The organism is Paenibacillus sp. Root52 (assembly GCF_001426865.1).
Lineage (GTDB): Bacteria > Bacillota > Bacilli > Paenibacillales > Paenibacillaceae > Paenibacillus.
On sequence record NZ_LMFO01000012.1, the window covers coordinates 660,086 to 683,359 of the forward strand.

At 44.7% G+C, this 23,274-nt stretch carries 15 protein-coding genes; all 15 read left to right on the plus strand.

Annotation, left to right across the window (positions count from 1 at the left end):
• Positions 1 to 255 precede the first annotated feature (255 nt).
• Entirely contained in the window at positions 256 to 1,671 is a 1,416-nt protein-coding gene (locus ASD24_RS14575; protein WP_056696838.1) for an N-acetylmuramoyl-L-alanine amidase family protein, read from the plus strand.
• Positions 1,672 to 1,925: 254 nt separating this feature from the next.
• Positions 1,926 to 3,332, plus strand: coding sequence for an N-acetylmuramoyl-L-alanine amidase family protein (locus tag ASD24_RS14580; RefSeq protein ID WP_056696840.1), 1,407 nt, complete (start codon positions 1,926 to 1,928; stop codon positions 3,330 to 3,332).
• Between the two features lie 35 nt (positions 3,333 to 3,367).
• The gene (locus tag ASD24_RS14585; RefSeq protein ID WP_056696842.1) at positions 3,368 to 4,057 is read left to right on the plus strand and encodes a GerMN domain-containing protein; all 690 of its coding nucleotides are present in this window, start codon (positions 3,368 to 3,370) and stop codon (positions 4,055 to 4,057) included.
• A gap of 76 nt (positions 4,058 to 4,133) precedes the next feature.
• On the plus strand, positions 4,134 to 6,872 hold the full coding sequence (locus tag ASD24_RS14590; RefSeq protein ID WP_056696843.1) for an S-layer homology domain-containing protein: 2,739 nt from the start codon (positions 4,134 to 4,136) through the stop codon (positions 6,870 to 6,872).
• Positions 6,873 to 7,032: 160 nt separating this feature from the next.
• Complete coding sequence (gene nth, locus ASD24_RS14595) at positions 7,033 to 7,728, plus strand: endonuclease III (protein ID WP_056696845.1); 696 nt, start codon at positions 7,033 to 7,035, stop codon at positions 7,726 to 7,728.
• A gap of 23 nt (positions 7,729 to 7,751) precedes the next feature.
• Positions 7,752 to 8,024, plus strand: coding sequence for a hypothetical protein (locus ASD24_RS14600; protein WP_056696846.1), 273 nt, complete (start codon positions 7,752 to 7,754; stop codon positions 8,022 to 8,024).
• 420 nt (positions 8,025 to 8,444) lie between these two features.
• Positions 8,445 to 12,119, plus strand: coding sequence for a dynamin family protein (locus tag ASD24_RS14605; protein ID WP_056696848.1), 3,675 nt, complete (start codon positions 8,445 to 8,447; stop codon positions 12,117 to 12,119).
• 269 nt (positions 12,120 to 12,388) lie between these two features.
• On the plus strand, positions 12,389 to 14,161 hold the full coding sequence (locus ASD24_RS14610) for an ABC transporter ATP-binding protein (RefSeq protein WP_056696850.1): 1,773 nt from the start codon (positions 12,389 to 12,391) through the stop codon (positions 14,159 to 14,161).
• Positions 14,158 to 16,008, plus strand: coding sequence for an ABC transporter ATP-binding protein (locus tag ASD24_RS14615; RefSeq protein ID WP_056696852.1), 1,851 nt, complete (start codon positions 14,158 to 14,160; stop codon positions 16,006 to 16,008). Before ASD24_RS14610 ends, ASD24_RS14615 begins: the two co-directional genes overlap by 4 nt.
• A 264-nt stretch (positions 16,009 to 16,272) precedes the next feature.
• On the plus strand, positions 16,273 to 17,916 hold the full coding sequence (locus tag ASD24_RS14620; RefSeq protein ID WP_056696854.1) for a helix-turn-helix domain-containing protein: 1,644 nt from the start codon (positions 16,273 to 16,275) through the stop codon (positions 17,914 to 17,916).
• 132 nt (positions 17,917 to 18,048) lie between these two features.
• Complete coding sequence (locus ASD24_RS14625) at positions 18,049 to 19,038, plus strand: ABC transporter substrate-binding protein (RefSeq protein ID WP_056696857.1); 990 nt, start codon at positions 18,049 to 18,051, stop codon at positions 19,036 to 19,038.
• 60 nt (positions 19,039 to 19,098) lie between these two features.
• Positions 19,099 to 20,121 (plus strand): NAD(P)/FAD-dependent oxidoreductase, encoded by a 1,023-nt coding sequence (locus ASD24_RS14630; RefSeq protein WP_056696859.1) that lies wholly within the window; start codon positions 19,099 to 19,101, stop codon positions 20,119 to 20,121.
• Between the two features lie 286 nt (positions 20,122 to 20,407).
• The gene (gene purT / locus ASD24_RS14635) at positions 20,408 to 21,595 is read left to right on the plus strand and encodes a formate-dependent phosphoribosylglycinamide formyltransferase (RefSeq protein WP_056696861.1); all 1,188 of its coding nucleotides are present in this window, start codon (positions 20,408 to 20,410) and stop codon (positions 21,593 to 21,595) included.
• On the plus strand, positions 21,585 to 22,043 hold the full coding sequence (locus tag ASD24_RS14640; protein WP_056696862.1) for a GNAT family N-acetyltransferase: 459 nt from the start codon (positions 21,585 to 21,587) through the stop codon (positions 22,041 to 22,043). Before purT ends, ASD24_RS14640 begins: the two co-directional genes overlap by 11 nt.
• A gap of 381 nt (positions 22,044 to 22,424) precedes the next feature.
• On the plus strand, positions 22,425 to 23,174 hold the full coding sequence (locus ASD24_RS14645) for a CAP domain-containing protein (RefSeq protein ID WP_056696865.1): 750 nt from the start codon (positions 22,425 to 22,427) through the stop codon (positions 23,172 to 23,174).
• The last annotated feature ends 100 nt before the right edge of the window (positions 23,175 to 23,274 follow it).

Sequence of the window (23,274 nt, forward strand, 5' to 3'; positions counted from 1 at the left end):
AGTTACCTCATTAAAAGTGCTAACGTCAATACAAACACGATTGATAGATTCTACATTCACAAATAAAAAAACATCTACCGACGTTTATTCTTTTTCGCCATATTTCCGACCAATTATGACAACGTTGTAACCGGAATATGACAGGATATCTGATAAACTGGTTAGTAGATTATGGAAGGCTACATAACGTAAGACAAGTGCTTGTACCTAGAGATATTGGAAATCTCAACAGACCAACAGAATGGTGGATGATGTATGAGAAAATGGTCGGCAGTCTTTGTATTTATTTTATTCCTTTGCGTATTTCCTACAATGGTACATGCTGACACGCCTCCTTCCATCGTACTGGACGGTGTAACGATTGAGCAGCAAACGGGAGCTCCTGCTGAAAATACGGGCAAGACAGTGATGGTTCCCATCCGAGTGGTGTCCGAAAATTTGGGCTATGAAGTGAAGTGGGAGAAAGCAACGCAGACGGTTAGTGTGCTAAAAGGAGCAAGAAGTATTCAGATGGTTGCTGGGCAAGAGGAAGCCACTGTTAATGGAACCAAAGTAAGCTTGGATGCGCCTCCTTTAATCAGACAAGGAACGACTTTAGTTCCGTTGCGCTTTGTTGGTGAGGGCATGGGTCTAAATGTAGGTTGGGACAATGGAACCAAGACCGTAAGCCTATCTAGCCTTCCTCCGGTAGTAGAAGTAGATAACGAGGAAGATTTGATAGAAACACCTGTATCGGTCAATCTTTCAGAGCTAAATAGCATTAACTTTAGCGGAAATCAGCTTAGTTTGGAAACCAACGGAAACATCACTCCGAAGCTGTCCACGCTTACGAATCCGGATCGTATCATTGTAGATTTGCCGGGAACTACATTCTCACAACAATTTATTCAAGGACAAGCTTCCAAGCCAGATGGAAGTGGCAGTTTTCTAGTCACGGACTCCGCATTTGTTACCCAGATTCGGTATGCTAACTTTAGCAATTCTCCCGCTACTGTGCGAGTTGTCTTTGACTTAAGTCATGTCGCTACTGCGAAGTGGTCACAGGGAGACAATCAAAAGATACTCATCGATCTTACCCCGAGTGGTGGAGAGACAACAATCACTCCGCCTCCTGCTGTGCAAGTTCCTAACGGGACAAAGGTCGTTATCATTGATCCAGGGCATGGAGGAAGACAGTCTGGAGCGGTTAGTGTGACAGGCAAATATGAAAAGGACTTTAATCTGGCTGTAGGACTCAAAGTACAAGCACTACTCCAGCCCTATACGGACATTCAGACTGTCATTACACGGAAGGATGATACGGAACTGTCCTTGCAGCAGCGTGTTGATTTAGCTGAAATGAATCATGCTGATGTTTTTGTGTCCATTCACGGTAATAAATTTACGACACCTGTGCCTAATGGGGTAGAAACGCTGTACACTCGCTCAGAGAGCAAGGAGTTGGCGGATATCCTTCATAAATATGTACTGCCTATTACGGGACTTAAGGATCGTGGCATTAAGACGGCAAGTTTGCACGTGACGAGGGAAACAACAATGCCAGCCGTTCTTCTAGAGCTTGGATTTTTAAGTAATGAATCGGATGAAGCGATAATGTTCACCGAAGATTATCAGAACAAATGTGCACAAGCCATCGTCGATGGAATAGTAGAATTTTTGAACAAAGATTGAAATAGTCGTAATTCTAATGATTAGGCCAGTTCGTTGTTTCAAGATGCATAGTTGTGAATAATGGGAAATTAAAACCATAAAAATGTAGAAAAAGCTTGATTTAACAACGTTTTTTTTTCAGTGATGATGGAATATATTCGCAACTTTTGCGTGTTGGAGGCGTCTAATAGGTGTCTGGTAATGCCCAAGTAGTCAGTCAGAGCTGAAATTCCGCAACGTGTGGCAAAAAAATATGAGAATGGTAGGGGTGAAGGATGAAGAAGTTCGGTTTTTTGGTACTGTTATTTGTCTTTGGGCTCGTTTTCCCGGGCTATAGTCATGCAGCAACAGATACGAAAATTATCCTAGATGGGAAAGAGATTGTGCAACCTTCGGATGCCAAAGCGGAAAACATCAACAGCAGTGTGATGGTTCCAATTCGGGTCATTTCCGAAAGCCTGGGATATGGTGTGGACTGGCAACAGAAGACAAGCACCGTGACTATAAGCAAAGACAACACTGCCATGCAGATGATTGTTGGACAGAAGACGGCAACGGTGAACGGCAGTAACGTGAACCTGGATGTCCCGCCACTCGTGAAAAATGGTACGACACTTGTTCCGCTCCGATTTGTTGGTGAACAAATGGGTCTTAAGGTGGGTTGGAACAATACCACGAAGACGGTAACATTAGTTACCCAGAATTCAGGTTCCGGAAACGGAACGACTACTCCCCCGAACTCCGGCAATAACAGCGGAGATACGCAGGAAGGTCTTGTACTGGTGAACGGCATCAGCTTCAGCGATAACCGCTTCTTAATTGCAACGAGCGGAGATACGAAGCCGAACGTCTTCACGATGACAGGACCGGATCGAATTGTTATCGATCTGCCTAATACGGCATTTGCTGATTCTTTCAGTCAAGGACAAGCTCTTGATAGCAATCAGAATGGACAACTTGTTGTGAACGGATACCCAGATGTATCCAAGATTCGTTATTCGTTATACAGCAATACGCCATCAACCGTAAGATTTGTTATTGATTTGTCAGGTAGCAAAGGTTATGACGTACAGAACGATTCTGGCTTAGTTATCGTTGACTTGAACAAAGAAGGCGCAACACCACAGCCACCAGTAGGCAACAATGGTAAAAAGGTAGTTGTTGTTGATGCAGGGCACGGTGACCAAGATCCAGGTGCGATCGGCGTAACAGGCAAACGAGAAAAAGACTTTAACTTAGCAATGGCACTGAAAGTAGAAGCCTTGTTAAAAAAAGAATCGAACATTGACGTTGTGCTGACGCGCAGCGATGATACATTTTTAGCGTTGAAAGAACGAGTGAGGATCGCTGAAAGTCTGAAAGCAGATATTTTTATCTCTATCCATGCTAACAGTGGACCTGCGGCGGCGAATGGTGTAGAGACATTTTATTCTCGTGCTACCAGCCAGGCACTAGCAAAAGTAATGCATAAGCATTTATTGCAATCATCAGGGTTGAAGGATCGCGGTGTTAAAACGGCTAGTCTCCATGTAACTCGCGAAACAACGATGCCCGCTGTTCTGCTGGAAGGTGGATTCCTGAGCAACAAGAGTGACGAAGCAGCACTGTTTACGGAAAGTTTCCAAAATAGTGTAGCCAAAGGTATCGTTGCAGGGATCAAGGAGTATCTGGGAATCAAATAAGGGTGAATTCCTTATGTACAGGAGGCGGAGTTAGAATGAACAAAAAATTATGGATTGCAGCACTACTAGTAACGGTTATGGCGGTCGCTGCGGGATGTGGAAATAAACCGACAGCCGCTCCACCTCAGACGCAAGGTGCAGGTTCCGAGGATACTGTGACAGAAGTGCAAGGTGAGACGGAAATTACTGAACCTACCACTGTAGAGCCAGATGAAACGTCTTCGACACCAACACCAGACACGACTACGTCTGAATCAGAAGGTACGAATTCAACAGGGGGTACAAGCCCAAGCTCGGAGAACACAGGAAAAACAGATACTTCGCAAGCGACAGAGAAGAAAACGATCAACGTATTCTTCACAGATCCAGAGGAGTTAGAACTGCATGAATCTACGGCAACTGTGACCTATGTGGCAGAAGAAGACAAATATAAGTCTGCTTTTGAAGCATTACAACAAAGTACAGATGACACACTCGTTCCACTGTGGTCCAAGGAGATCGAGCTGAAGTCTGTTCAATTCAAGGATGGTGCTCTTACACTGGATATCCACATGCCGGATACGGCTAGACTTGGTGCTGGTGGAGAAGTGTTCGCCATTGATGCATTGAAAAAAACATTCTTCCAGTTTGATGAAGTGAAAACAGTTGATCTATTGGTGGACGGACAACAGTCCGAGAGTTTGATGGGCCATGTGGATTTGGAACATCCAATGACGAAATCTTAATAGAGATCTTCAAATGTTGTTTTACCGTGTACTCTGCGGAATTTCAGCCGCTTTACACGAGAGAGGGGAATCATAGGTGACTTTTAAATATAATAATCCATCACACTCTAAAAAAGTAGTTTCAGCCGTGCTTGCAGGCATGATGGCTCTTAGTGCTGGCGGAGCTGCCTTGGCAGCTGAAGCAACAGATGCTGGGCAGAGCCAGACAACTGCAGTAAGTAATACGGCTGCACCAACCGGTTTGTTCAGTGATATCAAAGCAGGATATTGGGCTGAAAAACACGTATACAAACTGGCGTACCAAGGAATTCTCCTCGGTGAAAAAGGCTTATTTCGTCCAGGAGACGCGGTAACGCAACAAGAAGCGGTAACCATGGCCATTCGGTTTATGAATAAACAAAACCAGTTGAATGACAGCTCGGCTGCGGCATTACCGACAACTATGGAAGTAGGCAACTACTTCAAGCCTTACGTCGCATTGGCGTTGGAACTGGGATTGATTGATAAATCGGAAGAAGAAGCGGTCGATGTGTCCAAAACATCTTGGGGACAGAAGCCTGCTACTCGTGAGTGGATTACGAAGTTACTTATTCGTTCGTTGAACAAGGATGCAGAAGCAAAAGCTCAAAATAATCAATCGACAAGCTTTGCCGATAATGCAAGCATCTCTGATGGTAGCAAAGGTTATGTAAACCTAGCAGTTAGTCTAGATCTTGCTAAAGGTGTAGATGGAAACAAGTTTAATCCAACAGGCTCTGTTACACGTGCACAACTTGCTACGTTCTTTAGTAGAGGTGAATCGTTGACAGATACAGCTTATCCTAACACATACACAGGATATGTTACTGGACTTGAAGAAGGTCGAATTACGATGGTCGTTGATGGTAAGCTGACGACTTTTGCCGTGAACAGCAATACGCCTTATTTCACAAAGGACAGTGAAACTCGTTCACCACAAGCGAATGTTCAATTGTATACCAAAGTGCTGGTGGTAGGTTCAGCAGGCAATGCTTCCTATGTGGAAGTAATCGATGCAACACCTCAGGTAGAGACAGTAGAAGGAACATTTGCACGTTCGTTGTCAGGTAATAAAATTGGTGTTTTCGTTGGTGAAAACTACGAGACGTTTGGATACGATGAATCAACAGCATTCATTGATCAGAACGGAACAGCAATTAAATTATCGGATATTACAGCGGATAGTACCATTGAAGTGCAACGTGAGACTTTCTCCGCTGACAAAAAGACAGTGGTTATCCGTGTCAAATCAGGCATTATTAACAAAAGTGATACTGGAGTGATCGCTGAAGTCGTGACATCTGGTAAAACGATCAAGCTGGTTACTACTGCAGGAACAACAGAGCAGTACACGTATAGTGACAGTCTTATGATTCGTTATCAGGATCGGATTCTGACGCTAGCTGAGCTTAAGCCGGGAAGTGCTGTGAAATATACGGTGAGAGATAGCGTTTTACAAACGATTGAATTGTCACAGGGTGTGGAGCAGTCTGTTCGAGGCACACTGGTGGAAATTGGTGGTAATCAGTCTACATTGACATTCAAGCGTGAAGGTGGCTCCCTTGAAGCTAAGCTGCTGGTTGAGAAACCGGAAGTTGTCATTAACGGAATACAGGATGCTTCATTAAATGATCTGATCACAGATGCAACAAATGGAGATCAAGTAGAGTTAACACTGAACGCTGAAGATCGTGTGACACGTATCCAGGTCATTGGCCGCCAAATGGAACCGATGAATGGTGCATCTGTCGTATCTTATAACGCAAAAACCAAAGTACTTACTGTGCTGGATAGCAACAAAAAACCGTTCGTATTTACATTGGATGAAAAAACAAAGTTGGATTATAATTCGACAAAGCCAACCATGGCAGGTCTAGAGTCTCTACTAAGCGAAGGACGCAAGCTGGATCTTACGTATGTGGGTACTCGTGCGCTTTCCGTTAAGGTTGTTTACAAGTATGAGGGTACCATTAGCAATATTGATACTTCCAACCGAAAAATTAGCTTGTTGTCTGGTAATCAGACAGTCACCGTTCCTTATACAATCGCTCCTACAGTGGAAATGTATAATAAGTCTGGTGCAAGTCTCGCAGATTTGAAAATTGGCGACAACGTTACAATCACGTTGGGCGCGAACCAGGATTATATCCAAAAGGTAGCGTTGAAATCCGTTGCTCAATTCGAAATTACGGGTATTGAAACGAATGGTCGTATTCGTGTAAAATCAGATTTGCTGACAAGTCAATTTTACTTTGATCAAGCGACGCTGACTGGAGAAAGCGGTCAGACGTTAACTGCTTCACAATTGACAGTAGGAAACTTGATCAACGTTACGTTTGAAGGAATTACTCCGAAAGCTGTTCAGGTTGTGAAACGTACACTCGCTGAGGTCACTTCAGTTGATGCAACTTCAGTTACACTGAAACTATTCAACGGTCAGTCCGAGACAGTTCCGGTTAGTGGCCCCGTCAAAGTAATTAAATCAGGTTCTACTTTAACGACACTGGGAAGTCTTACTGTGGGTGATCGAGTCGAAATGACGAAGGATACGGATAACTCCACTCGTTTCAGAGTGATGACAATCCTGAGCAAACAGTTCTGGTCTTACGATGGCGTAGGGAACCAAATTCTGGTGAAGCGTGAGACAACTACGGATACTAACTATCGTTTTGCACTGGGTACAGGAGTATATGTTCACCAGAGCGACAACACTTTAAGCGTGCAATCTCTCAGAGATAATGATAATATTGTATTGTATCTCCTGAACAACATCGTGATGGAGATCCAAAAACAGTAATCGTTTCTTTTCGAGGATCAAAGAATGACCGTCTTGATGCGGGATCTTTCCCGCATCAGGACGTTTTTTTTGCAAGCTTTTGTGTCCTCGTAAAGTACTCGAAATAAGTTTGGAAGTAAGGCTCCACCATGTGTGGTGATTCTGTGGGAGGTAGCTCTTCATGAATGCAGCGACAGTTAGGCACATACTCGATACGATGGAATCGATGTTTCCTGATGCACATTGCGAATTAAATCACAGCAATGCGTTTGAATTGACGGTAGCTGTCCTATTGTCGGCCCAATGCACTGACGAAACAGTAAACAAGGTAACCGCAGACTTGTTTCAAAAGTATACGAGCCCTGCTGATTATCTGGCGGTTCCTATAGAGGAATTGGAACAGGATATTCGGCGAATCGGCCTGTATCGGAACAAGGCCAAGCATATTCAGAACATGTGCCGTATTTTAATAGAGCAGTATGGCGGTGATGTACCGCAGGAACATGATCAGCTTGTGACGCTACCAGGGGTCGGACGGAAAACCGCAAACGTTGTTGTTTCTAATGCGTTTGGTGTTCCTGCCATTGCGGTGGATACGCATGTAGAACGTGTATCCAAACGGCTAGGACTAGCTGGATGGGATGACTCTGTTCTTGAAGTCGAGAAAAAATTGATGAAGCGCGTACCCCGAGATGAGTGGACGTTGACCCATCACCGGATCATCTTTTTTGGACGCTACCATTGTAAGGCTCAGAACCCAGCGTGCCATATCTGCCCTCTGCTGGATATATGCAGGGAAGGGAAAAAGCGTATGAAAACGTCCCAAATCAGGAAAGATAAGGAACGTAGTAGTACCCCTAAACGAAAAATAAATTAATGATTAGAAGAGGATGAGTAACGATGAAATGCATTTCCGTTTACACTGACAATTTTGAAGCCTTCTCCGATATTTTTGAGCAAGTTGTGGAGCAAGAAATGGCTGAAAATGAAGAAAAAGAAGTAGAAGGTATCACTGTAAGTCATTCTGGCGATGTGCCTGAGCATTATTTGGAGCGCATGTCCACAAAACCAGAAGTTGTAGTTATGAGAGACAAAGGAAGAAATATTACAATTCTTCAGCATGGACAAGTATTTGAAATCTTGTTGCCTACAATGGAGAACGCGGTTTCTTAATTTTACACCTATACCCATGGATATGTTGCATCTATGTTGGCATGCTCATTACGAAGCAATACCGCATACTAAAGGTGCAGCATGTTCGTGAAGTACCATCGATAAAACCGATATATTCGGTTTTATTTTTTTATATATATGGAATTCATTATAGGTTGAGCCGGCAGGATCTGTAGAGCATGGTAGATGTTTTGTCTGTGCGTTAATACATAGAAATCGTTCAAATTCGCACGAGGTAATGTTAAAATGGGACTATTATAAATGCGAGTTCAAAAAGAATCCAACTTTAATGCTGAAAACGCTGAGTAAGTATGTGATTTTTTCTTTTATAATCCAATGGGACTTTTTGAACAACTTCTATAAGAGAAAGGCATTATCACGAATGATGCCAATTTGAGGAGCCAGGGGGAAAGGCCAGTCATGACGAAAACAGATTATCCAGTAGAGATGGCTAAACCTCTGCTTCCACTGCGAGAGGCAATGGAGCAGGCGAGAGACCATACGGCAGTACAGGCTATAACAGATCTGATCCGCAAGGCGGAAATGAAGCAATTGACCATCGCATTCTGCGGGCACTTCTCAGCCGGTAAGTCTAGTCTGATTAATAGCTTGTGTGGTAAACGGGTACTGCCTTCAAGTCCTGTGCCTACAAGTGCTAACGTCGTATCAATCCGTAATGGTGCACCGCGAGCGATTATTCATACGACGGATCACGAAAGCGCTGACAATGCATCAGGCGTGGGCAGTACGCTGGAGGTTTCCCCTGAGCAGTTAGAAGCGTATTGCAAAAATGGTGGCGCATATCGTTCGATTGAAGTATGGGATGATATTCCCTTGCTAAAAAATGATGCAGTACTGTTAGATACACCTGGTGTGGATTCAACAGATCGAGGTCATGGATTGGCGACACATTCAGCACTTCATTTAGCTGACGTGGTGTTCTATGTGATGGATTATAATCATGTGCAATCAGAGAGCAACTTGTCATTTGCTAAAAGTTTGTCGGATTGGGGCAAACCGTTGTTCTTGATCGTGAATCAGATTGATAAGCATCGAGAAAAAGAGCTTTCGTTTGATACGTATATTGAAGGTGTTGAAACGATCTTTAATGCTTGGGAAGTTCGATATGATGGGCTACTGTTCACATCACTTCGAGACAAGGATCACCGCTACAACCAGTGGAAGCAGATTCCTGAGCTTATTGAACATATGTTGGAACATAAAGAGGGTCTGATCCAGCATAGTTTGGTGAGTTCCGCTAGTCATGTGACAGAACAACATTTAGAGCGGCGAGCAGAAGAACGAGAAGAGGAAGAAGCGAGTTTACTTGAGGAAATCGGTGGGCCGGAAGGCTTGGAGAGATTGGAGCATGAGCTAGCGGCAATTCAGCAAGAAGAAGCTGAGCTTCGTTCCAAGCCCTCACGGGAACGAGAGAAGTTTCGGGCAGAACTTGAACCTCTTCTGGCCAATGCCAATCTCACACCAGCAGATATCCGTACGTCGGCAGGTGCATTTCTGGAAAGTCGCAAACCTGGATTCCGGGTGGGACTCCTATTTTCGGGCGGCAAAACGGAGCAGGAGAAACAACGCCGAGCGACAGAGCTTGCTGGATTGCTGCAAGACCAAGTTCAAGGACAAGTGGAGGTTCATATCCGCACGATGCTTAGACAGCTAGGTGAATCTCATCATCTCTGGGGAGCTGGGTGGGAACAAGCGCTGAATGCAGAGCTTCCTGTCGTGGATGAGGCTTTGCTTGAGATGAAACGAAGTGCAAGTGCAGAGTTGTCTCCTGAGTATATACTTCAATATAGCAAAGAGTTGCGAGGCGAGATTGAGGCTCGCTACCGCAAGTCGGCCATGATGCTGGTCGACCGCATGCTTGAAGCGCTGAGCGCGCAAGGCGAAGCCGCGCTTCAAGCGCTGGACGCCAGCCGCACAGCGTTGCTGGCGCAATCCGCTGCGGCGACGCGCTACACTGCGCTTCAGCGCGCCGCCGCAGCGGAGGCAGCAGGGCTGCGAAGCCTGCTGCCTCCTGCGGGCTCCCTCCCCTCCGAGCTATTGCCGGAGGTGCGGAGCCCGCAAGTGCCCGCGCACGAGCCGCCGAGCGAAGCTCCCGGCTCGCACACGGGCACCACGCCTGTGGCTGCGCAGCCACAGGCAACGCCGCCGCGCACAGCAGCAGCGGCGCAAGGGCACCCGGCGGCTGGCGCTGAGCGTCGCCGGCGCCTGGACGCAGCGGCGGCACGGCTGGAAGCCGCCGCTGCGGTGGTAGAGCCGTACCCCGCCATGGGGTCGGCGGTACGGGATCTGCGTGCACGCGCGGCTTCGCTTGCCGGCGGCACGTTTACACTCGCGCTGTTCGGTGCGTTCAGCGCAGGTAAGTCCTCCTTCGCCAACGCTTTGCTCGGCGAAGCTATCTTACCGGTCTCGCCGCACCCAACAACAGCGGCGATTAACCGCATTATGGCTCCGTCCGGTGGAGCGGAGCATGGCACTGCCCGAGTCCGGATGAAGACTCGGAATGCTTTCCAAGAGGATCTTGCATATTCATTCCGTTTGCTTGGCTTGGGTGAGCCTGAAGCCGATTGGCAGAAACGCGTCAAATCGCTATCGCCTCAAGATATACATCCAGCAGGAAGACCTCATTATAGCTTTTTGCAGGCGGCTGCGGCTGGTTGGGAGGATACTGCGGATCAATTAGGTCAAGATGTGTTAGTTGATCTGGCCGGTTATCGTAACTTTGTGGCAAATGAACGGAAGTCCTGCTTTGTTGATAGCATAGACCTCTACTATAGTTGTGCAGTTACGGAGCAAGGCATTGTCCTGGTGGATACGCCAGGAGCTGACTCGGTGAATGCCCGACATACCGGAGTAACGTTTAATTATATGAAGAATGCGGATGCGCTTATATTTGTAACGTATTATAACCATGCCTTCTCACAGGGAGATCGACAATTCCTGACTCAATTAGGCCGGGTGAAGGACAGCTCAGCAATGGATCAGATGTTCTTTGTTGTGAATGCGAGTGATCTTTCTTCATCAGAAGAGGAATTGGAACAAGTTCTGGATCATGTGAGTACCCAGCTTCGTACCAATGGAATTCGTTCCCCTCGATTATTCCCGGTGTCCAGCTTGCTTGCGATGGATGGTAAGAGCACCGGTAATGCTGAGTTGCTTCAGCAATCGGGCTTCACGCGGTTTGAAGAAGAATTCAATCGCTTCGCTGGTAGAGAGCTTGCCGATCTTGCCGTTCACGGAGCAGCGGAAGAATTGACCCGTGTAGTGCAGCGATTGAAGCAGAGAGCAGAGGATGCGGTGCAAGGTGAAGAGGTATTAGAGCAGCGTCGCCTGGAGCTGAATGCCATCATGGACCAATCCGTAGGCCGTATTCGTACCCTCTCTGAACGATCCATGAAGGAGGAGCTGACACAAGAAACAGGTGAGTTGCTCTTTCATGTGAGACAGCGACTCGCATATCGACTCGGTACGTTTATGGCTGAGGCATTTCATCCGTCAGTACTACGAGAAGATCGCGGTCAATTGAAAAGCGCCTTTGCTGCATGTGGACGTGAACTGTTGCGCATGATTGCAGTTGAGCTTGAACAGGAGCTACTGGCAACCACACTACGATTAGAACAGACGGGTCAGACATGGCTGCAGAAGCAGATCACGGATTGTATTGAGGAATTGAAACGTTTATCTGGAGGGATGGATCTATCCTTATCCTTTAATGAGGAATGGACAACACCGGTTCTTGAGGAGATTCGATTAGAGGAGCCATCCGGCTGGAAAACCTATCAGAGTTATTTACGCAATCCTAAGCAGTTCTTCGAAGGAGGTGGACGTCAGCGACTGCAAGAAATATTGGAGCCTGTTATTAAACAAATGGTTGCTGATGTGTTACCTCCTGCCCAGCATAAGCTTATTGAATTCTATGATGTGCAGCTTCAGCAGTCATTACAATATCAAGCCAGACAGTTAGAGGAGAGACTTCAAGAAGCGGTAAACGCGCTGAACGAAACGTTGACAAGTGGCATACTTGCGGACGAATGGAATGCTCTTTCCCTACAAGTACAGCAATTCGTACACGAATAAATCTACACGAAGTGTGTACCTATGAATTCATGTTCAAAAAGGCTCCCGACCAAGAGGTCAACAAGGGAGCCTTTTTTTTGTACGAACAACCTGAAATGAAGAGAATATTCAAACATTTGATTGATAGGTGGTTGTTTACCCCTGTTAATGCCGCATTAAGGAGAAAGTAGCCTGAATATGGTCTGTTATTCGCTTTGCCGCGAAGGGGGGACGGTGATAAACTTCATAAATGTTCATACTATTTTGAACTAGACAAGAGGAGGAGAAACATGGATGTTCTCAGGCAACTGCAAACCTTTTTTTGGGAAAAGCGATCGTATTTATTTGTATCAATCTTGTTCCTCGCCTTAGCGACTGCACTCGGGCTTGTGTATCCGAACCTGCTTAGGATTTTGATTGATGACGTAATTATACCGCGAAGTTTTGAAGACGTTCCCATACTTGCTTTAACTGTGTTAGGTGTTGTTATTTTGAAGGCAGGTATGCAATTTTTACACGGTTTCTTTGGAGGCCGACTGGGTAACTTTTTGGCATACCGGTTACGTAATGCTTGTTATGAAAAGCTTCAATTTTTATCCTTCCGTTATTATGACACGGCCAAAACGGGAGATCTGATGTCCCGCCTCACGGGAGATTTGGAAGCGATCCGGAACTTTATCGGATTTGGCTTCGCCCAGATTCTCAACATGGTATTGATGGTCGTATTCGGCGCAATTATGATGATGACGATGAGTTGGCAGCTTACCCTGTATACACTCATTTGTATTCCTCTACTTGCCTTCGTTGCGCTAAGATTCGAATCCCGAATTCACCCTGCGTTCCAAGAAATGCGACTCGCGCTGAGTTCACTCACGACAGCCGTACAGGAGAATATTACAGGTGTGCGTACGGTTAAGTCTTTTGCTCGTGAACCATATGAAGTGGAGAAGTTCTCTACACGCAATGAACGTTACAAAACGAATCAGATTCATGCGGCAACTTTATGGAGTCATTATTTTCCGATCATGGAGATCCTCGCTTCTGTAAGTGTGGTCTTGCTCTTGGTCATCGGTGGCAGAATGGTTATTCAGCAAACGCTAACACTTGGTGAACTCGTTGCCTTTTTCAGTTTGATCTGGTACATAATTGGACCAATGTGGAACCTAGGTTTCCATATCAACAACTATACTCAATCAAAAGCTTCGGGTGAACGCGTACTAGAACTGTTGAATACGCCAGTAGATGTACAAGAAACAGAAGATCCACTTATTATGGAGGCTGATCATGTTAATGGACATGTAACCTTCGAGTCCGTAACTTTTGCGTATGGCAACAAAATGCCAGCCGTGACAGATATCAATTTTGATGCACCTCCTGGAACGGTTATCGGTTTCCTCGGCGGAACAGGGTCAGGAAAATCGACGATTATTCAGCTCCTGATGAGGGCGTATAACGTTAACTCGGGAACGATTAAGCTAGATGGAAAAAATATTAAAGACATCGGTATTCGTAGTTTACGTAGTCAGATTGCTTCAGTGTTCCAGGAGACGTTCCTGTTCTCCTCAAGTATTCGTAACAATATTTCCTACGGATTGAAAAATGTCACAATGGATGAAATCATCCGGGCAGCGAAGCTGGCCAAAGCACATGATTTCATTATGGAATTCCCTGGTGGTTATGACACGGTTGTCGGAGAGCGTGGAATGGGTCTTTCAGGTGGTCAGAAACAGCGGATCGCCATCGCAAGAGCTTTGTTGAAAAACCCGAAAATTCTAGTGCTTGATGATGCAACCAGTGCGGTAGATATGGAAACCGAGCATGAGATTCAATCCGGCTTCCAAGAGGTTATGCGTGGCAGAACGACATTTATTATTGCCCACCGGATATCTTCACTCCGACATGCGGATGAGATTCTGGTGCTCGATGAAGGACGTGTCGTGCAGCGCGGTAAACACCAAGAACTTATTGAAGTACCTGGACCATATCAGGATGTTTATAAGATTCAATATGCAGATTACATTGCCCGCGGTAAGCGGGAGGCTGGGGAGCAGGTGAATTCATGAGTGCCGATACGGTAGCAGATAGGCGCGAGGTCAAGGGAACCTCGAATCAGAAATTAAATGAACGATTCGTATATCAAGATGACGAAATTATAGAAAAACCGTTTAACTGGAAAGAGTTTGGTCGATTGTTTGCATATATGAAGCCTTATGCAAGACAGCTCTTGCCACTGGTCATCTTAATGATGATATTGGGAACAATCACCAAATTGTCTGTACCGTTCTTAATCAGTTTGGCGATTGACCGTGCGATAGCACCTCAGACGGGATTGCCTAGTATGACATTACTTTATTTGATCGCTGGTTCGGTACTTGTACTGTATTTAATTCAGTGGGCTGCCAATACGTATCGGATCAAATTGACCAATATTATTGGACAGCGAGTCATTTACGATCTTCGATCAGACCTGTTCAAGCATATTCAGAAATTGTCCTTTAACTTTTTTGACAAAAGACCAGCAGGCTCAGTGCTTGTACGTGTCACGAATGACATTAACTCCTTGCAGGACTTGTTCACAAATGGTGCAGTTAACGTCATGATTGACTGTGTGCAGTTGCTTGGTATCATCGTAATTTTGTTGCTAATCAACTGGAAGCTGGGGCTTGCTGTCATTATCACGGTTCCAATCATGTTTATTATCTCGACCAAACTGCGCGTATTGATTCGCCGTGCTTGGCAGGACGTGCGTATGAAGAACTCCCGTATTAACTCCCACTTGAATGAATCCATTCAAGGGATTCGAGTGACTCAAGCGTATACGCAGGAAAAAGAGAACATGAAATACTTTGACAACATGAACCTGTCCAGCAAGAAGTCTTGGGATAGAGCATCGGCGATGAACCAGGGCTTCGGACCACTCATTGAAATTACGGGTGGTTTCGGTACATTGATTCTGTTCTGGTTTGGTGCATACCTGATTCAAGATAATCAGTTGACTGTCGGCTTGCTTGTTGCCTTTGCCAACTACGTTGGTAACTTCTGGGATCCAATCAATCGTCTAGGTCAAATGTACAATCAATTGCTGGTTGCGATGGCTTCTTCTGAACGGATCTTCGAATTCATGGATGAGAAGCCAAGTATTGCAGACAAACCAGGTGCGAAGCCACTTCCTTCAATTAAAGGGGATATCGTATTTGACAATGTTGTATTCGAGTATGAGAAAGGCAGACAGGCGCTGAAGGGAATCAGCTTTAAGGCAGACGCAGGTCAATCAATTGCACTGGTGGGTCACACAGGCTCTGGTAAGAGTACAATCATTAACCTAATCAGCCGCTTCTATGATATATCTGACGGGCGTTTAACGATTGATGGTCGGGATGTTCGGGATGTAACTGTAGGGAGCTTGCGCAGTCAGATCAGTATCGTGTTGCAGGATACATTTATCTTCTCAGGTACGATCCGTGATAATATTCGATTCGGGCGGTTGGATGCAACAAATGAAGAAGTGGAGGAAGCTGCAAAAGCAGTAAACGCTCATGAATTCATTATGAAGCTTCCGGGTGGATATGATACTGAAGTTGAAGAGCGCGGAAATGTCTTATCCATGGGTCAACGCCAACTATTATCCTTCGCTCGTGCATTGCTGGCAGATCCACGTATCTTGATTCTGGATGAAGCGACAGCAAGTATTGACACGGAAACTGAACTGAAAATCCAGGAGGCGTTGAAGGTTTTGTTGCAAGGTCGAACATCCTTTATGGTCGCTCACCGTCTCTCGACGATTCGTAATGCGGACAATATTATTGTACTGGATCATGGTGAAATTAAAGAAGAAGGAAATCATGAGCAGTTGATTAAACAGCAAGGTGTGTATAATGGGCTTATTGAGGCTCAGTACAAATTTTTGTAGAGCAAACTTGAACATTTCTTAAGCGTTATAACACTCTAGTATTCTTTTGACTTGATCTTCTCGGATAAGAGTACCCTATCCGTTGGAGGCAAGGTATAAAGGTTACTGGAGTGTTTTTCTATCTAGTACTTCCCATATTGTCAATTCAACATATCCATAAACGATGGTCATCTAATGAAGTGTATTATCTTAGATCATGCAAGGTTTCATATGTTATATTGAAACAGCTTAGGGAAATCTACATTAGGGCTGGGGGGAACACTTTTGCACGATATCTATGTGAACATACCATCAGCTCGGTTTGATCCGCTGGATCATATTCATTTTAAACTCACTTATATAGATCATACGAATGAGAATACGAGCGAATGGTCTTTGAAAAAGCATTTTATTGAAACGTATATGCTTATATTTGTGGTTAGTGGACAGGGCTGGTTAAGGATCGATGGGAATTTTGTGGAGCTGCGTTCAGGTGGACTGTATATCGGCTTTCCTGGGCAATTAGTAGAGGCGAATGTACATTCCTTAGATGAATACGGTGTGTATCATATGAGCTTTGATGTAATGTTTACACGAGAGCAAGACAAAGTGGTCGCTTTGGATCGAATGAAGCAGCTTCTCCGTTATGAGGTGAACGGTGAGCTCACTTCCCTTTCATCGGTCGTTGTTGGTGAACTCTGTCAGATGATCTATCAGTTCATCTTGGACAAAGACGGCTTGCAACGGTATTATGGTCAGATTCGTTTTCAGGAGCTAATGTATACGATATTTTCTGATGGTGTTCTTGCAGCAGAGAACGAACAGGCATTACCTGTTGAACAGGTGAAGGTCTACTTGGAGCAGAACTATACGAATAAATTAAGCATTCAAGAGTTGGCAGCTGTTGCGCGAATGAGTTCAAGGCACTTTATGCGTGTTTTTAAGAAGAGATATGGTTGTAGTGCAATGGACTATTTGACCTCTTACCGAATCAAGCAAGCTCAGATGTTGATGAGGAGCGATCACAATTATCGACTCAAGGATGTTGCATCATATGTAGGTTATCAGGATGAATCGTATTTCCGCCGCAAATTCAAACAAATCTCGGGTATTCCACCAGCGGCATTCCTACGAAATAGCAAACAAAAAATTGCTGCCGTTCATCCGCTCAGTATCGGGATCCTGCTTGCACTGCAGATCATCCCATGTGCCGCTCCAGCAAGTCATCCATGGACGTATTATTACCGGCGGAAATATCAGACGGACAAGGTGATCCCGCTCGCATTAGGGGAGAACACTTGGGTAGAACAGCTTCAATCACTTTCACCAGATTATATTGTGACAGTATCCACAGATCTGTCCGAGTCTTTACAAAGTCAGCTTCAGTCCGTTGCTCCCGTTTGCACCGTCCCTTGGGAAAACAATGACTGGAAAGAGCATTTGAGAGTGGTTGCTCGTTTTTTGGATAGATCAGATATCGCAGAGGTGTGGCTTAAGAGGTACGAAGAGCGTGCAGCTCAAGTGAAGGAAGAGCTTGCAGTGACCATTCGTGAGGACGAATTGCTTGTGCTCAAAGTGTACGGCGAGCATTTGCAGGTGCTTGGTTCTGCTAGCATTGCTTCTGTTTTCTATGAAGATATGGAAATGAATGTTCCTGCAGGTGCAGAGACTCTATGGAACAAGGATTCCGTCACCCTACAGGAAGTATCCACGCTCCATTTTGGAAGATTATTGTTGATCATAGGTGAAGATGAGACTTCTAAACAGACTTGGACATGCCTTCGAGCTTCGGACGAGTGGAATAACATTGCTGCGGTACGAAACGGTAAGATGGACGTATTAATGTCTAGCGTTCTTCTGGATTATACTGCGTTCACCCATGAACTTATGCTGCATGAACTATTAAAGCTGTGGCACGATCGTCCATAGTAAAAAGTCTGAATCGTCAATATCATGCTAGACTGAATTTGATTATACTACTCCTATATCACAATGATAATGATAATTATTATTAATTAGACATTGTCATTACTTATTGACATATAGGGGGTACATACAGAAATGAGATTTAAATGGCTAGCATTAGTAAGCACAATATTGATTCTGCTCGTAATTACCGCGTGTGGTGCGAAGGGGCAGGAAGTAAGCACAGGCTCCGGACAGGATTATGCGGAGAGTGGAGCAACGTCACAAGAAAGTATCGTAAAGACTGTGAGTAGTGAGATGGGAGAAATTGAAATTCCAGCAACACCACAAAGGGTGGTTGGGCTATCCGTAGTATATCCAGAATTCTTGTATGCCCTTGGCATTGTGCCTGTTGCTGTTCAAAATTATCATGACGATTCCCCTTCTTATTTGTCAGAGCCTTTCTCGAATACGATGAAAATGGGCATTGGCAAAACACCAAATTTTGAAGCCATTATGGAAGCGAACCCAGACTTGATTATTGCTCCAGCCTGGTGGTCGCAGAAAGACTACGATCAGTTGACGCTAATTGCACCAACTGTATTATTGCTAGGTCGTGATGATTGGCGTGATGAGCTACGTGACATCGCCAAAATTGTAAACAAGGAAGAGCAGGCCGAGAAGGTCATACAAGATTTAGTAGAGAAGGAGAAGACGGCCGCTAATACATTGAACAAACTGATTGGCGATGAGACGGTGCTATACATTCGGGTAATGGAAAAGGAAATTGTAATGCATGGAGAGAACATCGACCGAGGCAACTTTGTTCACAAAAGACTTGGAATGAAGCCAGTTCCTAATTTCCCGCAGTCCGAAAAGGCATTGTCCGTATCCCTAGAAGTGCTGCCTGAGTACGATGCAGATCATCTAATCGTTCAGCTTGATGACGAGAATAATCCGGAGATTAAAAAGAGATTCGAACAGATGTTAACGACATCATTGTGGAAAAATCTAAAAGCCGTCAAGGAAGATCATGTGTACATGGTAGGTGGCAAAGAGTGGTTTAATCTGGGTATGGCTCCGCTTGCAGATAGCTATGTCATTGATGATATTGTTGCTGCTTTTGAGGAAAAAAATGAATTCTAGAAAAAGAACTCTGTTACCGAGTCTCGCATTCCATAACTAATTAATCAGGATGTGTCCACAATGCGTGAAGAAGATATTTATGATGTAACCATCATTGGAGGCGGCCCTGCCGGAATGTATGCGGCCTTTTATGCGGGGATGCGTGAGATGAAGGTTAAAATTATTGAAGGTAAAGATCAACTTGGCGGTTTTCTACACACCTATGCCGAGAAAACGATATGGGATGTAGGCGGATTACCACCTATGAAATGCTCGAAATTGATTGAATGGCTTGTACAACAGGCCAACACATTTAACCCAACGGTTATATTTAATCGTCAGATGGAATGCTTCTCTCGTCTGGAAAACGGGATATTGGCGCTCTATACTGCTGAGGGAGAAATCCATTACACCCGAACGATGATCATCGCAGTAGGTCGTGGCGTCGCTGAAATTCAGAGGCTGGAGCTCCAAGAATCGAATGATAATGAGCCTATAAACCTTCACTATACGGTGCAAAATCCGGAATACTTTGCAGGGAAACGTGTGCTTGTGTCAGGTGGAGGCAACAGTGCTGTAGACTGGGCCATCGAACTTGCAAAAGTTGCTCAACGTGTCGTTGTCATCCATCGTCAATCTGAATTCCGCGCAATGGAACGGAATGTCAGCGATATGCATGAGATAGCGGATGTGAGAACTCCGTATCAGATTACACAACTTCATACCAATGGTGAACGCATTAACCAGGTTGGGATTACGCATACGGTGAATCGAGATCATATCGTATTGGATGTCGATGAAGTTGTGATTAGCCATGGGTATACAAGTAATCTTAGTGATCTTGCCAGTTGTGGACTAATGATGAGTGACGGAATGGTTTTGATGAGTCAACACGCTGAGACCAACCTACCGGGTATATTTGCAGCTGGAGATTGTGCCACAAATGAGAGCAAAGTACGGCTCATAGCTGGGGCTTTTAATGATGCAATCGTTGCGGTGAATCGTGCGAAACAATATTTGAATCCAGAGGCAGCTAAGATGGCTTATGTTTCTTCCCATAATGAGCTTTTCCGTGATAGAAATCGGAATTTATCCCGTTCATAAGTTCGTCGTTCGGTTTCTCCTCTCCTATGAAAGGCGACCGATATCTCTGAGATGTTATTACTTATAGATGACAAACTTTAACGTTAAAAATTATATCCTTATTTCTGGGAAGATTGGAAAGAGTGCCAAAACGCTAAGCAATAATTGTAAAATTTGATCGAAAAAACAGAAAAAATCTTGTAAAATTCACAAGAAAAATAGGGAGTACTCTTGCAATCTTTAACCAAAACCCCGAAAATAGAGAGACAGATATAGAAGATTTCTCTTTGGGAGGATTGGAAAGAACATGTGGGGTGCTCCTTTTTCGGCTCAAGCCAAAAAAATGCTGCTATTAGGCAGCGGAGAATTGGGAAAAGAGGTCGTTATTGAGGCCACGCGACTGGGCGTCGAAACGATCGCTGTTGATCGTTACGATAATGCACCTGCAATGCAGGTTGCTCACCGGTCTTACTGCATCGACATGTTAGATGCCGAGGCTCTGAAACAATTGATTCGTAAGGAACAACCGCACTTTATTGTACCGGAGATCGAAGCTATTGCTACAGAAGCTCTTCTTGAGCTGGAGGAAGAGGGATTTTGTGTCGTACCTACGGCTCGTGCTGCCCGCTTAACGATGGATCGCGAAGGTATTCGTCGTCTGGCAGCCGAACAATTGAAACTTCCAACGGCAGCTTATCTATTTGCGGACAATTTGGAGCAACTTCAAGAAGCTGTTCGTGAATTGGGTACACCTTGTGTAATCAAACCACTGATGAGTTCTTCGGGCAAGGGGCAGAGTGTATGCCGTACGCCGAATGACGTGGAGGATTGCTGGAACATTGCTCTTTCGGGAGCTAGAGGCAAATCCGTACGTGTCATCGTGGAGAGCTTTGTGAAATTTGAGAGTGAAATTACGCTGTTAACTGTAAGATCTGTATCAGGGACTGTATTCTGTCCTCCGATCGGTCATATCCAGAAGGATGGGGATTATGTCGAATCTTGGCAGCCTCATGCGATGACGCCAGAGGAATGGGAGCAAGCTTGTCATATTGCGAAGTCTGTTACCGATGAGCTTGGTGGATATGGATTGTTCGGGGTTGAATTGTTTCTGACGGCGGATGGTGTTGTGTTTAGTGAGGTATCTCCTCGTCCACATGATACAGGCATGGTTACAATGATTACTCAGGATTGTTCTGAGTTTGCATTACATGTCCGTGCTATCCTTGGTTTTCCGGTAACGGGTGTACATTTGCTCACACCGGGAGCTTCAGCTACGCTGAAAGCTACTGTTGAAACATCTGACTTTACTATAGGCGGTATCGAAGAAGCATTGGCACTTCCGCGTACTCAGGTTCGTATTTTTGGTAAGCCTGAGACTAAGGTTGGACGCCGTATGGCTGTAGCGTTAAGTGCAGACTTAAATGTGGAAGAAGCTCGAAAAACAGCGGTTCAAGCCGCAAATATGCTGAAAGTGGAGGTAAATCATGTCCAATAATGCCCAGGCCCCTGTACTGATGATCCGAGAGTGTGAACTGCGAGATGCAGAAGCGGTAACGGGACTGATGCGAGAGGTCAGCTATCCGACAACAACAAATGTTATGAAAGAGCGTATCGAAGGGTTGGAGAACAATCCGAATGCTTGCATGCTTGTTGCCGAAGTGGATGAACAAATTATTGGTGTGATCGGCTTGCAATGTGTGCAAAGTCATGCCTATCCAGAACCAGCAGCACAGATTACTTCTTTAATTGTGGGAGAAGAACATCGTGGAGGCGGAATCGGTCGTCGCTTGATGGCTCGTGCAGAGGATTGGGGCAAACAGCAAGGCGGCAAACAGCTGTTTGTTACCGGAGGTAATCGCGAAGCTACTTCACCAACGTATTCATTTTACGAGCACATTGGCTTCCATAAAAAAGGATATCGTTTCAGTAAAGTCCTTCTATAGAAAGTAAGGTCTTGTCGATCAGAAGAAATCCTATTGGAATTCGTCTATTGCTAAACAAGACAAAATGATGGCATTCGGACAAGTTTATTCGGTCTGGATGCCATTTTTTTTGATTCTTATGTCCGTGAATAATAGAATTATGTACTCTTTCAGCTTCTCTAAAGCAGTAATTATTTAATTAGTATACATAGTGATCAAGTCATTTATTTGCCGTCAGTATAGTAATTTAAACCGTTGATTCATCTTTGAAACTGCTATAAAAAATGACAAAAAAGTTACTTTTCCATATTTTAAAGGTTCACAACACTCCTCTTAATTGATATACTGCTAGAGTATTAATTACAAAGTTGTCATAACTTAATTTTTGAGGAGATGAATTATTTGAAGAAAAATTTGATCAAAACTGTCGTCGCTGGAAGTTTAACAGCTGTATTGGCTGTAGGGGTTATGCTCCCTGCATCCGCATCTGCTGCTAACCCATCCACATATAAGCAAACATTCAAAATTACAGATGCAGGTAGCCTGCAAACATTCTTGGAGAAATGGTTGAAAGACAATGGATTCACTGTAACGAATGGTCAAGTGGTTAAACAGCCTGTAGCCGAGCCTACTACACCTACTACTCCTGCTAAACCAGCACAACCAGCACAGCCAGTTAAAGAAGACAAGCCTGTGACTACGCCAGCTAAAGATCCTTCGAATACAGGAAACACAGGCAACACAGGTAATACAAACAACAACACGAACAGCGACAGCACTAAATCTGACTTTGCTACTCAAGTTGTAAAATTGGTGAATGCTGAACGTGCCAAAGCAGGTCTAAACGCACTGACTTCTGATGCACTTCTGGATAAAGTCGCTTTGGCAAAAGCAAAAGATATGAGCGACAATAACTACTTTGCTCACCAATCACCAACGTATGGTTCTCCATTTGATATGATGAAACAGTTTGGCGTAACTTACAGCTACGCTGGTGAGAATATTGCTCAAGGTCAAAAAACACCACAGGAAGTTGTTACAGCATGGATGAACAGTGAGGGTCACCGCGCAAACGTTCTGAACAAAAACTTCACTCAGATCGGTGTTGGATATTACAACGGATACTGGGCGCAAGAGTTCGTTGGTAAATAAGATATAGCTATAAGTGTATTGAAGATCGATATATGCTAAAATAAAGCTTCCAAAAAGGTTATGCCAACACAGATAAACATCTGTGGATGGTATAGCCTTT

Bases quoted from the DNA above. Each gene is read 5' to 3' on its own strand.
- nth (WP_056696845.1), top strand. From the start codon at position 7,033: ATGAATGCAGCGACAGTTAGGCACATACTCGATACGATGGAATCGATG.
- ASD24_RS14615 (WP_056696852.1), top strand. From the start codon at position 14,158: ATGAGTGCCGATACGGTAGCAGATAGGCGCGAGGTCAAGGGAACCTCG.
- ASD24_RS14625 (WP_056696857.1), top strand. From the start codon at position 18,049: ATGAGATTTAAATGGCTAGCATTAGTAAGCACAATATTGATTCTGCTC.
- ASD24_RS14610 (WP_056696850.1), top strand. From the start codon at position 12,389: ATGGATGTTCTCAGGCAACTGCAAACCTTTTTTTGGGAAAAGCGATCG.
- ASD24_RS14580 (WP_056696840.1), top strand. From the start codon at position 1,926: ATGAAGAAGTTCGGTTTTTTGGTACTGTTATTTGTCTTTGGGCTCGTT.
- ASD24_RS14630 (WP_056696859.1), top strand. From the start codon at position 19,099: ATGCGTGAAGAAGATATTTATGATGTAACCATCATTGGAGGCGGCCCT.
- ASD24_RS14575 (WP_056696838.1), top strand. From the start codon at position 256: ATGAGAAAATGGTCGGCAGTCTTTGTATTTATTTTATTCCTTTGCGTA.
- ASD24_RS14600 (WP_056696846.1), top strand. From the start codon at position 7,752: ATGAAATGCATTTCCGTTTACACTGACAATTTTGAAGCCTTCTCCGAT.
- ASD24_RS14605 (WP_056696848.1), top strand. From the start codon at position 8,445: ATGACGAAAACAGATTATCCAGTAGAGATGGCTAAACCTCTGCTTCCA.
- ASD24_RS14585 (WP_056696842.1), top strand. From the start codon at position 3,368: ATGAACAAAAAATTATGGATTGCAGCACTACTAGTAACGGTTATGGCG.
- purT (WP_056696861.1), top strand. From the start codon at position 20,408: ATGTGGGGTGCTCCTTTTTCGGCTCAAGCCAAAAAAATGCTGCTATTA.
- ASD24_RS14640 (WP_056696862.1), top strand. From the start codon at position 21,585: ATGTCCAATAATGCCCAGGCCCCTGTACTGATGATCCGAGAGTGTGAA.